Source organism: Paraburkholderia sp. EB58 (assembly GCF_050436665.1).
Classification (GTDB): domain Bacteria; phylum Pseudomonadota; class Gammaproteobacteria; order Burkholderiales; family Burkholderiaceae; genus Paraburkholderia.
The window spans coordinates 26947-43408 of record NZ_JBNDMQ010000045.1 but is presented as its reverse complement, the minus strand read 5'-3'; the positions used below and the strand labels follow the sequence as shown (position 1 = coordinate 43408).

Here is a 16462-nt window from a genome sequence, read left to right as displayed (position 1 = left end):
CGCGGTGCGGCCTAACCGGTGTGTTGTAGAACGCGAGCGACGGCCGCACGGTCTCCTCAAGGCCATAGCGCCGCAAGACAGGCTGTGCGCAATGGTGTCCGGCGCGCACGGCAATGCCCTTGGTTCATCCCTCGCCTGCAGACTTTCCTGTCCGCGAACGACGATTTGCGTGAGGAACTGCTCCCGAAAGAACACCACACGCCATTTCAGCAACGCCGCGCGTATCTCGGCGACCTGCTGAACCGATAACTTCTGCGTGAGATCGACACCTTGAATTTCCGCACCGATATGCGCCGAGAGAGGCGCAACCTGGAGCGAGGTCGCTTCGGCTGAGACGGCTGCACACATTGAAGACTCCTGATAGATGGATCACATAGGCGACAACCCATCAACAGTAAAGTCGTGCCCGCACCGATCCAACCAATCTTTGCGCATATGCAAAACAGTTCCGGTGCGAAACGCACAGTCATGACGCGCGCTTTTAGTGGGCCCGAATCAGAAGTTCGAAGGTGGCATCGACGCTCGCGGTGGACTTTCGGCCGCGCCCCCAGCCTACCGCGTCGCGATAGCTGCCCATCAACGCGCTGTCCGTGACACTGGCTTCGTCGACAGCGCAAGCACCCTCAGCCTGCGGCGCAACGAATAACGCATCCTCCGGGCAGTAAAGCTCGCACATGAAGCAGGCTGGCACTCCGGGAATAAGCTGCCCCCGCCGACGGTATAGCAAGAGAGAAGACACGAAACGGTGGACAAAATGGACATCATCGAACTGGCCCGGTCATCGGGCATGGCAGTCATCCTCGACGGCAGGATCGGACGCGAGGAATATCAGAGCGTATGCGGTTCTCTGTCGGCGTTACAGCGATTTGCCGAAGCGGTGAGTCACTGCGTCGCGACCGGGAATCAAAGTCATAAGCGCGGGCGCAAGGCCTCCCGCCGCGCGCCAATACCTGCGCGGCCGCCGCTATGAGACTCGTTCCGTCCGGCCCCCACATCAAGGGAGTTTCTGTGCAACTCGTTTTGCGCCGCTTGCAGCTCACATCGGGCCTGGTACTGCTGACCTATCTCTTTCTTCATCTGGTCAACCACGCACTCGGCATCTGGTCGCTGGATCTGGCCGGACGCGGCCTCACCCTGGCCATCAGGCTCTGGCATAGCTGGCCAGGCACACTCCTGCTATACGGAGCAGCCTCCCTGCATTTTTCGCTGGCGCTGCACACGATCTATGGTCGCCGCGACTGGACGCTGACGCCGACCGAGTGGGTTCGCCTCTGGGCCGGCCTGAGCCTGCCGCTGCTCTTGATCCGCCACGCAGTCTCAACCCGGCTCGCAGCGTCGCTCTATGGCTTCGAACCGAACTACGAGCGCATCGTCATCCTGCTGATTACCAGCGGCACGCAAGGCTTGCAGCTTGCGCTGCTCGCACCAGGATGGTTGCACGGTTGCTTAGGACTGTGGCTGCGTTTGCGGCACTATCCGGCTGTGCGGCGCGCGAAGCCCGCACTGCTTGCGGTACTGGTGGGCATGCCCCTGCTGTCGGCGGCAGGCTTCGTGCGGATGAAACAAGCTGTGCTCGCCATGCATGCCAGCCTCCCTGCGCCTGATCCAAAACTGGTTGACCATCAGGCGTCGCTCGACGCGTGGCGCCACAACCTCGTCGCCCTGTATATAGCGCTGGTCATCGGCGCCTTGGTAGCCGGTCTGTTGCGCAACTGGCTTGAGGTTCGAATGTTGCGAGCGCGTGATTTGAAACAAGTCACCACCTCGCCGGCCGAAAACTGAGCCAGGTATCACCGCCTTACCCAGCGACAAATTGTACGTTGTGCCTGTATTGGCTGGGTGTCACGCCTTGCTGACGAACGAAGAAACGCGTGAAGTTTCCTGGCGAGTCGAAGCCGAGATCGAGCGCAATATCCTGCAGGGCGGTCTCATCCCGCGAGACGCTTTCAATCGACAGATCCATCCTCAGCATGCTGCTGAAAGTCGCAGGCGTCATGCCTGTCTGCTTGCGGAATAGATGAAAGAAATGCGGACGCGATAGCCCAACGGTTTGCGCGAGATTGTCGAAATCGGGTGCGACGCCCCGTACCTGCTTCATTGCGTCGATTGCGCGACGAATCCGGACGTCATACGCTATTCCGCCAACGGACCCGGCTCCTGACAGTTCGTTCCTGCGGGGTGACATACCGACCAGTTCGCCGGTCAGGTCCGCGATCAGCCCTTGGACCGCCTGAAGCGATTGGCCCTCGCGGTCGGTCAGAATATCGAGCAGGTCAGCATGGAGGCGCTTAAGCTTCCCCTGCACCGGCACGGAAGGCCTCGGAAAGAAACGGGGATGAATGCTGTACGCGAAACGCCGGTCGACATCCCTCAGCCAATCCGGCTCCAGATAGAGTGCAAGCAGCACCGTCGGCTGCGCTTGTGGTCGATGCTCATAGAAATGCGGCTCCCAGGCATTCACCAGTAGCACGTTCTTGTCTGACAAAACGCGCTCACGATTGCGGACTCCGAACTGGATGTCAGAACCGCCTTCCTTGAAGATGACGTGAGCAACCCGATGTGCATGCAAGACCATGCTTTTGTCGAGCAGCAGCCACGCCACTCTTCCAAACGGCCCGTGAATGATACGTAAAGGTTCCGACATTGCTCGCCTCCTGCCGTCCCGATGACTTCAAAGCGTTTTTGCTGTCTCTCCGCCGCCTCGGGCAAAAAACCACCATCCTCAGTGATAAATCGGCCTCGTCGGTGACAAGTTTGCATACGACCCGGGCCACTACAACTGGGACATTCGCCTACTCTGCGTACAGGCTCTCTCGCTCTGCAGCGATTGAAGTACGGTCCAGCGGCCGGCCAACACGTTTTGAAGTCCGAACGTGAATGGCGTTTGCTGCAATGCGGAGCCCCCTCGCTACACTCGCACACTTAAGGAGACGATCATGGCTGGCGTCGGCAGTGAAAAAGTATTTGAAAATGAACATGTCATTGTATGGAACTTTGTGCTCGCTCCGGGCGAGGAAACACCGGTACATACTCACACGCATTCGTATATGTGGTACGCGATCGAAGGCGCGCCCTTGCATATATTCGACGAAAACGGCGGGGACCTCGGCATCTTCGAAGTGCCAACGGGCGCGATTTACTCGCTCAAATGCGCGGACGGGTATCTGGAAGTGCTGTCCGAGATCGGCAAGGGCGCCAAGGTCCCTGCGACTCACAAGGCGCGCAACGAGGGAAGCACGGCCTACCGCGAAGTCCTGGTCGAATACAAGTAGCAGCGCGCTTGTGTGAGTCTGTCTGAGCAGACTCCCCGAACGCCCCCTGAAGCGAGGCGGCGTTCGGGCGAAACTGCAACTGCGCAGACAAACGCCACGCGAATTTTACGCACGAGATCAAACCGCGGCTTAAGCCCGATGCTGCAGCAGCGCTGTCATGTTGCGAGTCTCGAGTTCGATGAACTGTGCCACGGCATCAACACCATCCAGCGACAGATCCGGGTCAAGCCCGTCTGCGAGACGTTCGAGCTGCATGTTGTTCCATGGAAGAAGATGGAACGGATGGAGCGCGGCTTCAGGGCTGGCAGCACGATCGACCTCACCCGAGAGAAGGCGCTTCGGAACATCAGGATCGGCAACGATGGGTCGGCCGAGCCCGATCATGTCCAGTTCGCCGCGCTCCAACGATTCGATCATCGCTGCGGTCGTGCGAAATCCCCCAACCACCATGACCGGCATCTTCGCCGCCGCGCGAACCGAGGCCGCAAAGTCCACAAAGAATGCTTCGCGCTTGACGGTACTTTCGCGCGGCGCGTCTTCTCCCTCGTCCTTCAACGTGAGACCGGCGATCTTCGGCTGTTCGAGTGAGCCGCCTGACAGCTCGAGCAGATCCAGCGTCGAATCGTTGAGCTGCTTCACGAGTTCAATGCACTCCGCGTTGGTGAAGCCGCCCTTCTGGAAATCCGAGGAATTGAGCTTTAGCGCAACGGGGAAAGCGGGCCCGACAGCGGAGCGAACTGCAGCCACGACCTCCAGCACGAAGCGGAAACGGTTTTCAAGCGAACCTCCCCAGCGGTCGGTACGCTTGTTGGCAAGCGGGCTAAGGAACTGCGAAATCAGATAGCCGTGCGCCCCATGCAGCGAGACACCGGTGAAACCGGCCTCGCGGACCTTCCCGGCCGCGAAGGCGAATTGGCCGATGGCCTGCAGGATCTGCTCCTCGGTCATTTCACGCGGCGTGGCAAAAGAAAATCCTGCGCCCCGCATCACATCAATATCCACAGAGGATGGCGCGAGTGGCGAGGGATTGATCGCGTCTTGCACCTGCCGGCCGGTATGACTGAGCTGGGCCCAGAAATGCGCGCCTTCCGACGTTCCGGCTGCGGCGAGCCGCGCCAGTTGCACCTGCCCGCTATCGTCATGTATGACGATGTTGCCTGGGCGCTCGAGGTGCCACCGATCCACCTGGATATTGCCGGAAAGGAGAAGGCCGGCGCCAGAACGCGCCCAGCGGCGGTACAGCGCCTCGAGGCGCGGTGTCGAATGGTTGTTGGCATCGGCCATGCCTTCGCTCATCGCCGCCTTGGCGAGACGGTTTGCCAGGATGGCGCCGCCGGGCAGGCGCAGCGCCTGCGAGAGAGGATTGATCATCTGAATGTCCATCGGGGAAAGGTTATGTGGAGGTCGAGCCCCTCCCTGACAACGTAAAAGCGACTCGCCGCACAAACGACAGTACTCGCTGTCGTTTGTAGTATAGTGATCGCTGTCGTATGATGCGTCAAGCAGATAAAAGAGGGACACGTGATGGTCAAGACCTGGTCGGACGACAATCCAAAGGCCGCGCTGATGTCGCGCAAGCGAACGATGATCGTCGACGCTGCGCTGCGGGCGTTCCTTGAGAATGGCTATGCGGAGAGTTCAGTCAATCGCATCGCCGAGGAAGCGGGCGTGTCGATCAAGACGCTGTACCGCCACTTCGAGAGTAAGGACGATCTGTTCAGTGCGGTGATGCACGCGGCCTGCTCAACGCCGGATACCCAGTCGATTTCCACAACGGGAGTAAAAGAGGCCGACGAGCCGGACTGGTTTCATGCCCCCCCGACGGTCGCACTACCGCTAGCAGGGGGCGAGTATCTTAGGCATGCGCTTTCGGAAGAACAGTTGGCCTTATATCGCGTAGTCACGCGCGATGCGCCTCGTTTCCCCGAACTGGCCCGCCGGTACCGTGAGCAGGTTACGGGTACGCGCGACGCACTATTCGCGAGCTACCTGGAGCGGTGGCTGCCTGTCGTGGGCTGGCAGGTAGCCGACAAATACGGTGCTGCCGCCGTCTTTGCGGCGCTGCTAAAGGCCGCGCTTTTTGACGATGTGTTGTTCGGCGTGAAAGGCGTCAGCGAAGAAGAGATTGCCTCTTGTGCCAGCAACGCTGCGACTCAGATGCTGGCCCTCATGGAAGGCGGCCGGCTCTAGCATGATTGCTGTTGAGGAAACGGGCGTGCGCGTCCGGAGGCAAGCTGACGGCGTCAGTGCCGGCTACGCCGCCCGTGCCATGCCAGAATTGAATGGCGATATCCCTCGGGGAGTGCAGCGGGGAGCGCATTGATGTCGAAGGCGCCCGCCTGGAGGTGCTCTTCGCTAATTTTCAGGGGGAGCGCCCCAGCCAGCCTGCAGCCGTATGTCACGACATACCGATCGTTTAGGCGTTTGCAGGACTCCCGCCCACGGCAAGCGGATCGACATAATCCTCAGCGTCGATGTCGTACCCCGACGGCTCCCACCGGATTGCCAGCAAAACCAGCAGCGAAGTCAGTGGCGCAACCGCGATCACCCAGAACACCTTCGTGCCAAGCGCGGCCGAGAGGACCGGAAACAGAAACAGCGAAACCGTCGAAGCCGAGCGCACGAGTGTCTGGTTAAATCCCACGCCAATGCCGCGAATAGAGGTCGGATAGCTGAGCGATGCATAGGTCATCGAATGCGATCCAGGCCCAAAGCCCTGCCCGAACAGATAACCCCCCAGCAACAGAATGGCCAGCACCACGAGCACACCGCTGCCCGGTTTGCCGATCAAGGCGAGCCCGATCAGCGAGGCGAACTGCAGCGAGTGCCCAAGCACTGTCATCTTCCATGCACCGACGGTCGGCGCGGTGCGCACGCCGATCAATCCGCCGACAAAAGCAAACGCCAGATTCAGCGTTAGCGCGGCGATGATCGTCGTGAGCGGTCCTTGATGAAAGAAGCTGGTGATGATCACAGGCAAGCCGAAGATGATCGCGTTGTAGCCGAATGACGATGCAGCGCCAATCGTGGCGGCGAGAATCGTACGACTGCGGTAAGTCCGGTTAAACAGCACTCCGTAGTTGCGCCAAGACGCGGCGCGCGGCGCCTTGACCGGCGCGGCGCTTTTCTCGACCACAGCATCCACGCCATACGAGCGCTTGAGAATGCGCGCGGCTTCATCCAGATCGCCCTGATTTGCAGCCCACACCGGCGACTCGCTGATGTAGCGGCTGCGCACGAGAATAATCACGATGGCGGGCACCGCGCCAAAGGCGAGCGTCAGGCGCCACAGCCAGCCCAGTTGATGCTCGGGGAGGATCGCATACAGTCCGAGGATCAGCAGATAACAGGTACTGGTAGCCGCATACCACGCCGGGCACCACGCAGCCACACTGGCCGCCTTGTTGCCCTTGCCCGCTACGCGCGAAAACTCCGCCAGAAACGCCATGGCCACCGGCAGATCGAGGCCAACACCGAAGCCCATCAGAAAACGCGCACCGCCAAGCACCCATGCGTTCGGCGCAAGACCCGCCGCGATGGCGGCGACCACGAAAAACAGCATGTCAGCCATGAACACGCGATAACGTCCGATCCGGTCGGTCAGATAGCCGCCAAAAAGCGCGCCGAGAACGGCACCAAACGTGATCGCGGATGAAACGAAGCCCACCTGTACCGGCGAAAGCGAAAATTGGCGCGCGATGTCCTTGATGCCGTAAGCGAGCGAAGTCAGATCGTAGGCGTCCAGAAAGACCCCACCCAGTGCAATTGCAATCACGACGCGAGCGTTGCTTCCTTTCGCAGCGCCCGCGTTGACGATGCGCGAGACGTCCTGAGCGGAGCGGATGACGGCGGGACGGGAAGCACTGCCGGCCTCCGGCTGCGTGTCGACGGTCGTCGACGGAAAAGCAACGGTGGACATGATGTCGGATTTCGCGTGAGTAGCTGAAGCGTTGCATGGTAGCCATGCGCACTGCATCGGCAAAACGACGAATTCATATATGCAAATCTGCCCTTTGCCCGGTAGCCCGCTCCCCCCTTCAACCCCGATTTTGCAGCGTGCCCGATAACCTAAACAGCAAAACGCGGATAAGCATCTGAGGATTCGTTATTGGAGGGGCTCCTTGCCCATTCTTATACTCAGTCACGGTCAGCACTCGCCAGCGAAGAGTGCCAAATCTCCTCCGCAGGAACGTCTAAATAAGCCTACGTCCTTTGCATGATCGCGTCATCGTCAAGCGTCTCGATCAGGCGACCAAAACTGCCTCGGGCATCGTGATTCCCGAGAGCGCCGCCGAAAAACCCGACCAGGGCGAAGTGCTCGCCGTCGGTCCCGGCAAGCGCGATAGCGACGGCAAGCGCATCGAGCCGGATCTGAAGGTGGGCGAGCGCGTGTTGTTCGGCAAGTACTCGGGCCAGCAGGTCAAGGTCGACGGTACCGACCTGCTCGTGCTGCGCGAAGAAGACATCGTCGCCGTAGTCCACCAATAACGGAGCATCACAAGATGGCAGCCAAAGAAATCGTCTTTAGCGACAACGCGCGTTCGAAACTGGTCGAAGGCGTGAACCTGCTCGCGAATGCAGTGAAGGTCACTCTGGGTCCGAAGGGCCGCAATGTGGTGCTGGAGCGCACGTTCGGTGCACCGATCGTGACCAAGGATGGCGTGTCGGTCGCCAAGGAAATCGAACTGGCCGACAAGCTGCAAAATATCGGCGCGCAACTGGTGAAGGAAGTGGCTTCGCGTACCAGCGACGCCGCAGGCGACGGTACCACTACCGCCACCGTGCTGGCTCAGGCTATCGTGCGTGAAGGCCAGAAATACGTTGCCGCAGGTCTCAACCCGCTCGATCTGAAGCGTGGCATCGACAAGGCCGTGATCGCCGCCATCGACGAACTGAAAAAGATCAGCAAGCCGACCACCACCAGCAAGGAAATCGCCCAGGTGGCGACGATCTCCGCTAACGGCGAGGAATCGATCGGCCAGCGTATCGCCGAGGCGATTGACCGCGTCGGCAAGGAAGGCGTGATTACCGTCGAAGACGGCAAGTCGCTCGAGGACGAACTGGAAGTGGTCGAGGGTCTGCAGTTCGATCGCGGCTACCTGTCGCCGTATTTCATCAATAACCCGGACAAGCAGGTCGCCGTTCTCGACAACCCGTTTATCCTGCTGCACGACAAGAAGATTTCGAACATTCGCGATCTGCTGCCGGTGCTCGAGCAGGTCGCCAAGGCGGGCCGCCCGCTCCTGATCATCGCCGAGGACGTCGAAGGCGAAGCACTGGCGACGCTGGTGGTCAACAACATCCGCGGCATTCTGAAGACGGTCGCGGTCAAGGCGCCCGGCTTCGGCGACCGCCGCAAAGCATTGCTCGAAGACATCGCGATCCTGACCGGCGGCCAGGTCATTGCCGAAGAAACCGGCCTCACGCTCGAAAAGGCCACGCTAGCTGAGCTGGGTCAGGCCAAGCGCATCGAAGTGGGCAAGGAAAACACCACGGTGATCGACGGCGGCGGCGACCCGAAGACCATCGAAGCGCAAGCGAAGCAGATTCGCGTGCAGATCGAAGAAGCCACCTCCGATTACGACCGCGAAAAACTCCAGGAGCGTGTTGCGAAGCTGGCGGGCGGCGTGGCCGTGATCAAGGTGGCGGTGCGACCGAGATTGAAGTCAAGGAAAAGAAGGACCGCGTCGACGATGCGTTGCATGCAACCCGCGCGGCTGTCGAAGAAGGCATCGTGCCGGGTGGCGGTGTAGCGCTGATCCGCGTACGGAACGCGATCGTCAATCTGAAAGGCAGCAACGCGGATCAGGACGCAGGCGTAAAGATCGTGCTGCGTGCACTTGAAGAGCCGCTGCGCCAGATCGTCTCGAACGCCGGCGAGGAAGCCAGCGTGGTGGTGGCGAAGGTGTCGCAAGGCAGCGGCAACTTTGGTTACAACGCGCAGACTGGCGAATACGGCGATCTGGTGGAATCGGGCGTGCTCGATCCGACCAAGGTCACGCGCACGGCACTGCAGAATGCGGCTTCGATTGCGGGCCTGTTGCTCACGACCGATGCGACGGTGTACGAAGCACCGAAGGATGCCGCGCCGGCAGCGTCTGCAGGCGGTCCGGGTGCCGGCGGCCCGGGCTTCGATTTCTAGGCGCCTATGCTTGCACGCCGCTGATTCCGCGGTCTTCAAGGACGAACATGCCCGCCTCGTGCGGGCATGTTCGCATCGATTCGCTCCGAATCGTCTATAACAGCTTACTAGCACTTCATCTGCACTGGCTGAGCGATCCGATCCGTGGCAGCGCCTCTGTCGCCCAGCCAGCTTTCGTTTCTTTCTGGATAGAGCCATGACGACACCGAACGCCCGTACTGCGGACCATCCCATCGACAAACAGTTTCTTAGCCGCTGGTCGCCTCGCGCGTTCACGCCGGAGACCATTCCCGAGTCGACGCTATTGACGTTCTTCGAAGCGGCGCGCTGGGCGCCCTCCTCCTACAACTCGCAGCCGTGGCGATTTGCCTACGCCCGGCGCGACACGGAGCATTGGACGCGCTTTCTAGGCTTCCTCAATGAGTTCAATCAGAGTTGGGCCCAACATGCGGCGGCCATCGTGATCGTGTTGTCGAAGAGCACCTTTACGCCGCCCGGTGGGAGCGCTGAAGTGCCCGCGTCGACGCACTCATTCGACACCGGCGCGGCATGGGGCTATCTCGCGCTGCAGGCCAGTCTCTCGGGATGGAATGCTCACGGTATGGCCGGTATCGAGCACGACAAGATTCGTCAGGGACTGGCCGTCCCCGACCTGTATTCGATCGAAGCGGGGGTTGCAATCGGACGGGCCGGCGACAAGAGCTTGCTGCCGGAGGGGTTGCAGGCCCGTGAAGTGCACACCCCGCGCAAGCCGTTGGCTGAGTTCGCTGCCGAGGGCCGTTTCGTTCCGTGATGGTGCAGTCGCCATAGGCCTGCGTCAGTGCTTGAGCCGGCCGGTCGCCTTAACCGGCCCTGTTGAACGAAAGCGGAATACGCTGGCCTGTGCGATCCGATTCGACGATCTGGTCCATCAGTTCATGCATGCGAACCGCGTCGACGAAAGTGGGCGCGAACCATCGCCGTAAACAAGACGTCCAGGAAGTGGCCACCATAGATTGAAAGCAAGCTGGAGAAGTTCTCTTCGGGAATCGTGTAGTACAGCGAAGCAGGCCGTTCTCGCTGAAAGTACTCCACACTCACGTGCAGGCGCGCCGAGCGTACTTCGCCAATCTCGCCTCGCTCCAGCAAATCACGCACATAACGGTAGCCCGGATTCAGGCGCCGTTGCAGACCGACGATGGTGCGCACACCCACCTTATCGCCTAACTCAAGCAACTCCTTGCACAACGCCGTGCTGGGCGTCAGGAGCCATTCGCAGTAGACGTCCTTACCTGCCTCGATGGCGGCGCGGATGCCCTCCTCGTGCTGGAACGCAGGCGTCAATACGAGTACGAGATCCACTTCCGGATGCGATACCAGTTCCTGCAGCGAGCTTGCCGCGTATCTGTAGCCTTTTGACCTGTGACGCGCTGCGGGGCGCGCCAGTCCGGCCTGGTACGCCACAATTACGGACCTTTCTGTCCTATATATTCGGAACCTTAGCCCATTTTTCTTCTCTCGGTCCACCCATACACTGCTCCTCAAGGTCGAAAGCCCGCTGTCGATCAAGCGTCACCGGCCACTACTCTCGAGGAAATCATGTCCAAACTTCATTCCGCAGTCAAAGTCGGTCCCTACGAATTTAGCCATCGCGTAGTACTGGCGCCGCTCACGCGCATGCGGGCCGAAGAAGGCGCCAGGCCCGGCCCGCTGATGGCCGAGTACTATGCGCAACGTACATCAGAAGGCGGCTTCCTGATCAGCGAAGCCACCATCGCCGCGCCCAACGGCAACGGCTACCTGGGTGCGCCCGGCCTCTACGACGACAGCCAGATCGCCGGCTGGAAGCAGGTAACCGACACCGTGCACGCCAAGGGCGGCCGCATCTTCCTGCAGCTCTACCATGCCGGACGTCAGTCGAACAGCCAGTTGCAGCCGGGCGACGCCGCGCCTGTGGCACCGTCCGCCGTACCCCATGGCGGTGTTGCATACACCGAAGCTGGCTGGATTCCGAACACGCCCAGCCGCGCGCTGACCATTGCTGAAATCGCCGAGCTCGTCGAAAGCTTCCGCACTGCCGCGATTCGCGGCAAGGAGGCCGGCTTCGACGGCGTTGAATTGCACGCCGCAAATGGCTACCTGTTCGATCAATTCCTGCAGGACGGCAGCAACAAGCGCACCGACATCTACGGCGGCTCGTTCGAAAACCGCGCCCGCTTCCTGATGGAAGCCACGCAGGCCGTCATCTCGGTGTGGGGCAGCGACCGCGTGGCTGTGCGTCTTGGCCCGAGCGGCACATGGGGCGACATGTCCGACAGCGATCCGGAGGGCCTCTTCGCTTATGTCGCGGAGGAACTGGCCACAATGAAGCTGGCTTACCTGCATCTGATTGAGCCGCGTGTGCTGGGCAACGTCGATGACGACAGCAAGGACCAGAACCCGGTTGCAGCGCAACTGATCCGCAAGCACTACAAGGGCACCATCATCGCCGCCGGCGGCTTCAAGGCCCATGCGGCCGAAGCCATCCTGCAGGCGGGCGACGCCGACCTGGTCGCATTTGGCCGCGACTTCATCGCCAACCCGGATCTGCCCGAACGCCTGCGCCTGCAGTTGCCGCTGAACCCGTACGACCGCCCCACTTTCTTCGGCGGCACCGATGTCGGCTACACCGACTACCCGTTCCACAGCACCGAAACGGTGGCTGCATAAGCGGAGCACGCGATGAACTCCATCATCCGGCCTACTTCCCTCGCGCCGCTGTATTGGCTGGCGCTGGGGACATTCGCAGTCGGCACCGAGAGCTTCATGATTGCCGGCCTGTTGCCCAACATTGCCACGGACCTGCATACCAGCATTGTCGCCACGGGCCAGCTAGTCACGGTGTTTGCGCTGGCCTACGCGCTCAGTTCACCGGTCCTCACAGCAGTGACCGGCGCGTTCCACCGGCGCACGCTGATGATCCTGTCGCTCTGCGCGTTCGCGGCAGCGAACATCATCGCGTGGGGCGCCCAGAATTATTGGGAATTGATGGCGGCCCGCATCCTGCTCGCCGCAGCCGCCGGTCTCTATGTTCCCGGCGCGAACGCGCTGGCCGGCGCGATCGCCGGTCCAGAACGGCGCGGCACGGCGCTGGCCGTCGTCAATGGCGGCATTACGATCGCGGTTGCCTTCGGCGTGCCGCTGGGCGCATTGGTGGGTGACCGGCTCGGTTGGCGCATGACCTTTGCGGGCGTCGCCGCCCTGTCCGCTGCAGCGACCGCGGGCTTGCTGTTCGGCCTGCCGCGTAACATCGGCGCAGGATTGCCGGTCGCCACGCTGCGCGAGCGTATCCATGTCGCCCGCCAACCGGTCATCCTGATGACCTTGCTCGTCACCACGCTGTGGGCGATGGGCGCCTATACGATCTACACGTACCTGGCGCTGTTCGTTGCCAGCACCACGCCGTTGCATGGCGCACAAATCGGCTACGTGCTGTTCACGTGGGGCGTTGCGGCAGCCGTCGGCGTTTTCATCGGCGGCAAGGCAGTGGACCGCCTGGGCCCCAGCCGCGTGATCATCCCCTGCCTCGCCGTGTCGATCCTCGCTTTCTCGCTCATGTCGGCGAGTGCGCACTGGCTGCCGAAGACGTTGGCGCTGGTCCCTATTCTGATCGGCGTGGTGGCCTGGGGCATTGCGCACTGGTCGTTTTATCCCGCACAGCAAGCAGGACTAATCAATCTGGCTGGCCTGCGCGGCACGCCCGTCGCCCTGTCACTGAACGCTTCGTTCATGTATCTCGGCTTTTCTCTAGGTGCCGCGCTCGGCTCGCTTACCTTGACTATCACGTCCGTGGACAACCTTGGCTGGACCGCCGCTGCGTGCGAAGTCGCAGCGCTGATCCTGAGCGCAAGCATCGGCAAGCATCTGGTACGGGCGCAAAAATGCGCGGTCACTGCCGCGTAAGGTATCGCCACTGTGCGGCTGACGAGTCAATCGCCGCGCCCATTTCATTCGACACTCAGCAAGGTTTCACCATGACCCAACTCTTCTCGCCGCTTCAACTCGGCCCTTACACTTTGAATCACCGCGTGGTGCATGCGCCGACCACGCGCCTTCGCGCCAACCGCGACGACCGTCCGAGCGACATGATGCTCAAGTACTACATGCAACGAGCTTCTGCCGGCGGTCTGATCATCACCGAATCGACCCACGTGTCTTACGACAGCCGTGGCTACCTCGGTGCGCCCGGGATCTGCGAAGACTCGCACATCCCGGGCTGGAGGAAGATCGCGGATGCCGTCCACGCGAAGGGCGGCCGCATCTTCATGCAGTTGGGCCACGACGGACGCCAGTCACGATCGCTCGGCGTTCTGGGGAGGCACACATGTCGGCCATACGGACTACCTCGACTATCAAGAGGAGGAAAAGAAACGCGCCGCCTGATAGCCGAGCGGGTCTACACGATCTCCGCCGTCCGGCGTCGAAAACTCGCGGCCGCATGCCGTCCGGGCAACAGGTCACCCTCACCGAACAGCTTGTTTCTTAAGGTACCCTCACCATAGGCCGTCTTGTACAGCCCGCGGTTTTGTAACTCAGGCACCACCAGATCGATGAAGTCCTCGTAACTCTCCGGCACGACGGTGCGGCTTAGATTGAAGCCGTCTACGCCGGTTTCCTCGACCCATGCCTGCAGTTCGTCCGCGACCTGGGCGGGGGTACCGACGATAGCCGGATAGCGGCCACCGAGTTCGAACATTTCGAGCAGCTTGCGACGCGTCCAGCCATGCTGCTTCGCGGTACGCGTCGCCGATTCGATGGCGTTCGTCGGCGCATAGTCGACCGGCGCGTCGAGATCGTACTGCGCGTAGTCGATGCCGGTGCTCGCCGCGAAGTGCGCGAGCCCTGCTTCGCGGCTCGCATAACGCAGATAGTCCGCGTATTTCTCACGCGCTTCGCTTTCGGTGGTGCCCGTCACGACCGCGGCCCCTGTGAACACCTTGACGTCGTCCGGTCGCCGCCCGGCCTGCACCAGTTGCTCGCGCAACGTACACACCGTCTCGCGTCCGACTGCCCGGTTCGGCGGCGAGATGAACACGCACTCGGCGTGCCGCGCCGCAAACTGCTGGCCACGCCCGGAGCTCCCCGCCTGAAACAACACCGGTGTGCGTTGCGGCGACGGCTCGGAGAGGTGGTAGCCCTCGACGTTGTAGTAGCGCCCCGCGTGCTTCACCTGATGCACCTTGGCCGGATCCGCATACACGCGCCCCACCTTGTCGCGCAGCACCGCGCCCTCTTCCCAACTGCCTTCCCACAGCTTGTAGAGGATGTCGAGATACTCGTCCGCACGCTCGTAACGCTCGTCGTGCGGCAGTTGCTCGTTGAGCCCCATCGCCCGTGCCGCGCTGTCGAGATAGCCGGTCACGATGTTCCAGCCAATGCGCCCTTGCGTCAGATGATCGAGCGTCGAGAAGCGGCGTGCCAGCAGATAAGGCTGCTCGTAGGTGAGATTGACCGTCACGCCGAAGCCGAGGTTCTCAGTGACGGCTGCCATCGCCGACACCAGAAGCGTGGGATCGTTGACCGGCAACTGGATCGACTCGCGCAACGTGACGTCCACGTTGTGCTGATAGACGTCGTACACGCCCACGATGTCGGCCAGAAACAGGCCGTCGAACAGTCCGCGTTCCAGCGTGCGAGCGAGATTGGTCCAGTACGGCAACAGCCGATAGTCCGTGGAGCGGTCGCGCGGATGCGTCCACAGGCCATGGTTGATATGACCCACGCAGTTCATGTTGAATGCGTTGAGCAGAATCTGTTTCTTCGCCATCACAAGGCTCCATGCCGCGGCGGCAGCTTGTCGTTGAGGTAGAAGTTACCCACCGCATGATACTTCCAGCGCACCGGGTCATGCAGCGTATGGGTGCGCGCGTTGCGCCAGAAGCGGTCGAGTCCGAGGCCATCGAGTGTGGCAGCGGTGCCGGCCAGTTCGAACAGGCGCGAGCCCGCGTCCAGCGACACGGTGGTAGTCAGCGCCCGCGCCTCGGCCACGGCGACTGAGGCCTCTGCCACCGAACGATCGGTGGAATTAGCCTGGGCTGCGTCGACGAAGCGGCCGGCGCGGCGCAACAACGCTTCCGCCGCACGCAGACGCACGGCGAGATCGCCGAACTGCGCGATGGTCAGCGGATCGTCGGCGGCATGTTCGACCTTCGCGTCGATCCATGGCCGCGAACGCTCGCGCACGAACTGCAAGGCGGCGTCGAAGGCGCCGCGAGCCTGGCCCAGGTCGATGGCAGCGTGCATGATCTGCGCGACCGGTCCGATCGTCGTCGCCTGCTCGAACGACACCTGAAACGGCACGACCCATTCGGGTTCGACACGCACATGCTCGAACTGTACCGAGCCGCTGCCCGTGACGCGTTGGCCGAAACCGTCCCAGTCATCCGTTACCGTGACACCCGGCGTGTCGCGTTGAACGAAGGCCAGGTAGGTGACGTCGCGTCCTTCGTCGTCTGCGACCACCAGCGTGGGTATCCAGTGCGCGTAGAGCGCGCCGGTGCAATAGAACTTGCGGCCGTCGACATGCCAGCCGTCCGCGGCCCTTGTGAGGCGCGTGCGGCGCTTGAAGTCCTTGTGGCCGATTTCGGCAAGCGCATTGCCGAAGCGCTCGCCCGCCAGCACGCGCTCATAGAAAAAACGCTGCTGCTCGACGCTGCCGCCGACGCGCAGCACTTCCAGCGCGTAGAAGTGGTTTTGCGGAATCTGCCCGAGCGAGCCATCGGCCGCCGCGATAATGGCCGTCACTTCGGCGAGCGTACCGTTGCGCACGCCTGCACCGCCGAATTCGCGCGGCACCGTTATACCCCACAGGCCGCTCGCGACGAACGCGTCGAGTTCGGCCCACGGCAGGCGTCGTTCACGATCACGTTGCGCGGCTTCGGGTGCGAATTTCTCGGCAAGTCGCCTCGCTGTCGCCAGCGCCTGCTCGTCGTCAGTAATCAGATCGGGCTTCAAAGGTGGGCGCAGTTCGGGAGGCAACGGATTCGCCGCCACGGCGTCGCTTGTTTCTACGGAAAGGTCGAGAGTCATG

Annotated in this window: 16 protein-coding genes and 3 pseudogenes; 10 read left to right on the top strand and 9 right to left on the bottom strand. The window is 61.7% G+C overall.

Annotated elements, in window-relative coordinates:
* Positions 1-19: 19 nt before the first annotated feature.
* The 3 genes and pseudogenes from P3T40_RS39030 to P3T40_RS39020 all read right to left on the bottom strand — a co-directional run.
* A pseudogene (locus P3T40_RS39030) lies at positions 20-121 on the bottom strand (aminotransferase class V-fold PLP-dependent enzyme); the annotation flags it as partial.
* A gap of 47 nt (positions 122-168) precedes the next feature.
* A pseudogene (locus tag P3T40_RS39025) lies at positions 169-348 on the bottom strand (TauD/TfdA dioxygenase family protein); the annotation flags it as partial.
* Positions 349-481: 133 nt separating this feature from the next.
* The gene (locus P3T40_RS39020; protein ID WP_429273033.1) at positions 482-676 is read right to left on the bottom strand and encodes a hypothetical protein; all 195 of its coding nucleotides are present in this window, start codon (positions 674-676) and stop codon (positions 482-484) included.
* 78 nt (positions 677-754) lie between these two features.
* Between P3T40_RS39020 and P3T40_RS39015 the strand changes: the two genes are divergently transcribed.
* Positions 755-970, top strand: a complete 216-nt coding sequence (locus P3T40_RS39015; protein WP_429273032.1) for a hypothetical protein — start codon at positions 755-757, stop codon at positions 968-970.
* Positions 971-1008: 38 nt separating this feature from the next.
* Positions 1009-1782 carry a hypothetical protein gene (locus P3T40_RS39010; protein WP_429273031.1) on the top strand — a complete coding sequence of 258 codons (774 nt, stop codon included), beginning with the start codon at positions 1009-1011 and terminating at the stop codon, positions 1780-1782.
* Between the two features lie 16 nt (positions 1783-1798).
* Here P3T40_RS39010 and P3T40_RS39005 read toward each other — a convergent pair whose 3' ends face one another.
* A complete protein-coding gene (locus tag P3T40_RS39005) occupies positions 1799-2644 on the bottom strand; it encodes a helix-turn-helix transcriptional regulator (RefSeq protein ID WP_429273030.1) in 846 nt (281 codons plus the stop codon).
* Positions 2645-2936: 292 nt separating this feature from the next.
* Between P3T40_RS39005 and P3T40_RS39000 the strand changes: the two genes are divergently transcribed.
* A complete protein-coding gene (locus tag P3T40_RS39000; protein ID WP_429273029.1) occupies positions 2937-3272 on the top strand; it encodes a hypothetical protein in 336 nt (111 codons plus the stop codon).
* Positions 3273-3401: 129 nt separating this feature from the next.
* Here P3T40_RS39000 and P3T40_RS38995 read toward each other — a convergent pair whose 3' ends face one another.
* The gene (locus P3T40_RS38995) at positions 3402-4643 is read right to left on the bottom strand and encodes an NADH:flavin oxidoreductase/NADH oxidase family protein (protein ID WP_429273028.1); all 1242 of its coding nucleotides are present in this window, start codon (positions 4641-4643) and stop codon (positions 3402-3404) included.
* A 153-nt stretch (positions 4644-4796) separates the two neighbouring features.
* Between P3T40_RS38995 and P3T40_RS38990 the strand changes: the two genes are divergently transcribed.
* Positions 4797-5462 carry a TetR/AcrR family transcriptional regulator gene (locus P3T40_RS38990; protein WP_429273027.1) on the top strand — a complete coding sequence of 222 codons (666 nt, stop codon included), beginning with the start codon at positions 4797-4799 and terminating at the stop codon, positions 5460-5462.
* Positions 5463-5688: 226 nt separating this feature from the next.
* On the opposite strand, the gene P3T40_RS38985 is transcribed toward P3T40_RS38990, so the two are convergent.
* Positions 5689-7191 (bottom strand): MFS transporter, encoded by a 1503-nt coding sequence (locus P3T40_RS38985; protein ID WP_429273026.1) that lies wholly within the window; start codon positions 7189-7191, stop codon positions 5689-5691.
* Between the two features lie 278 nt (positions 7192-7469).
* On the opposite strand from P3T40_RS38985, the gene P3T40_RS38980 reads away from it, so the two are divergent.
* The 3 genes and pseudogenes from P3T40_RS38980 to P3T40_RS38970 all read left to right on the top strand — a co-directional run bounded on the left by P3T40_RS38980 (position 7470) and on the right by P3T40_RS38970 (position 10207).
* Positions 7470-7760 (top strand): co-chaperone GroES, encoded by a 291-nt coding sequence (locus P3T40_RS38980; RefSeq protein ID WP_429273053.1) that lies wholly within the window; start codon positions 7470-7472, stop codon positions 7758-7760.
* Between the two features lie 14 nt (positions 7761-7774).
* Positions 7775-9414: pseudogene (gene groL, locus P3T40_RS38975) on the top strand (chaperonin GroEL).
* A gap of 196 nt (positions 9415-9610) precedes the next feature.
* The gene (locus P3T40_RS38970; RefSeq protein ID WP_429273025.1) at positions 9611-10207 is read left to right on the top strand and encodes a nitroreductase family protein; all 597 of its coding nucleotides are present in this window, start codon (positions 9611-9613) and stop codon (positions 10205-10207) included.
* A 122-nt stretch (positions 10208-10329) separates the two neighbouring features.
* On the opposite strand, the gene P3T40_RS38965 is transcribed toward P3T40_RS38970, so the two are convergent.
* Complete coding sequence (locus P3T40_RS38965; RefSeq protein ID WP_429273024.1) at positions 10330-10857, bottom strand: Gfo/Idh/MocA family protein; 528 nt, start codon at positions 10855-10857, stop codon at positions 10330-10332.
* A gap of 135 nt (positions 10858-10992) precedes the next feature.
* On the opposite strand from P3T40_RS38965, the gene P3T40_RS38960 reads away from it, so the two are divergent.
* Genes P3T40_RS38960 through P3T40_RS38950 form a run of 3 tightly spaced genes read left to right on the top strand, consistent with a single transcriptional unit; the run spans position 10993 to position 13934 of the window.
* Positions 10993-12102, top strand: a complete 1110-nt coding sequence (locus P3T40_RS38960; protein WP_429273023.1) for an alkene reductase — start codon at positions 10993-10995, stop codon at positions 12100-12102.
* A gap of 12 nt (positions 12103-12114) precedes the next feature.
* Positions 12115-13335, top strand: coding sequence for an MFS transporter (locus P3T40_RS38955; RefSeq protein WP_429273022.1), 1221 nt, complete (start codon positions 12115-12117; stop codon positions 13333-13335).
* A complete protein-coding gene (locus P3T40_RS38950) occupies positions 13314-13934 on the top strand; it encodes a hypothetical protein (protein ID WP_429273021.1) in 621 nt (206 codons plus the stop codon). Before P3T40_RS38955 ends, P3T40_RS38950 begins: the two co-directional genes overlap by 22 nt.
* Here P3T40_RS38950 and P3T40_RS38945 read toward each other — a convergent pair.
* Together P3T40_RS38945 and P3T40_RS38940 are read right to left on the bottom strand one after the other, a co-directional pair.
* Complete coding sequence (locus P3T40_RS38945) at positions 13829-15199, bottom strand: LLM class flavin-dependent oxidoreductase (protein ID WP_429273020.1); 1371 nt, start codon at positions 15197-15199, stop codon at positions 13829-13831. The genes P3T40_RS38950 and P3T40_RS38945 overlap by 106 nt on opposite strands.
* Complete coding sequence (locus P3T40_RS38940) at positions 15199-16461, bottom strand: SfnB family sulfur acquisition oxidoreductase (protein WP_429273019.1); 1263 nt, start codon at positions 16459-16461, stop codon at positions 15199-15201. Before P3T40_RS38940 ends, P3T40_RS38945 begins: the two co-directional genes overlap by 1 nt.
* Position 16462: the final 1 nt, after the last annotated feature.

Coding starts and splice junctions, on each gene's coding strand:
- P3T40_RS39020 (WP_429273033.1), bottom strand. CDS start 676: ATGTGCGAGCTTTACTGCCCGGAGGATGCGTTATTCGTTGCGCCGCAG.
- P3T40_RS39015 (WP_429273032.1), top strand. CDS start 755: ATGGACATCATCGAACTGGCCCGGTCATCGGGCATGGCAGTCATCCTC.
- P3T40_RS39005 (WP_429273030.1), bottom strand. CDS start 2,644: ATGTCGGAACCTTTACGTATCATTCACGGGCCGTTTGGAAGAGTGGCG.
- P3T40_RS39000 (WP_429273029.1), top strand. CDS start 2,937: ATGGCTGGCGTCGGCAGTGAAAAAGTATTTGAAAATGAACATGTCATT.
- P3T40_RS38995 (WP_429273028.1), bottom strand. CDS start 4,643: ATGATCAATCCTCTCTCGCAGGCGCTGCGCCTGCCCGGCGGCGCCATC.
- P3T40_RS38990 (WP_429273027.1), top strand. CDS start 4,797: ATGGTCAAGACCTGGTCGGACGACAATCCAAAGGCCGCGCTGATGTCG.
- P3T40_RS38985 (WP_429273026.1), bottom strand. CDS start 7,191: ATGTCCACCGTTGCTTTTCCGTCGACGACCGTCGACACGCAGCCGGAG.
- P3T40_RS38970 (WP_429273025.1), top strand. CDS start 9,611: ATGACGACACCGAACGCCCGTACTGCGGACCATCCCATCGACAAACAG.
- P3T40_RS38960 (WP_429273023.1), top strand. CDS start 10,993: ATGTCCAAACTTCATTCCGCAGTCAAAGTCGGTCCCTACGAATTTAGC.
- P3T40_RS38955 (WP_429273022.1), top strand. CDS start 12,115: ATGAACTCCATCATCCGGCCTACTTCCCTCGCGCCGCTGTATTGGCTG.
- P3T40_RS38950 (WP_429273021.1), top strand. CDS start 13,314: ATGCGCGGTCACTGCCGCGTAAGGTATCGCCACTGTGCGGCTGACGAG.
- P3T40_RS38945 (WP_429273020.1), bottom strand. CDS start 15,199: ATGGCGAAGAAACAGATTCTGCTCAACGCATTCAACATGAACTGCGTG.
- P3T40_RS38940 (WP_429273019.1), bottom strand. CDS start 16,461: ATGACTCTCGACCTTTCCGTAGAAACAAGCGACGCCGTGGCGGCGAAT.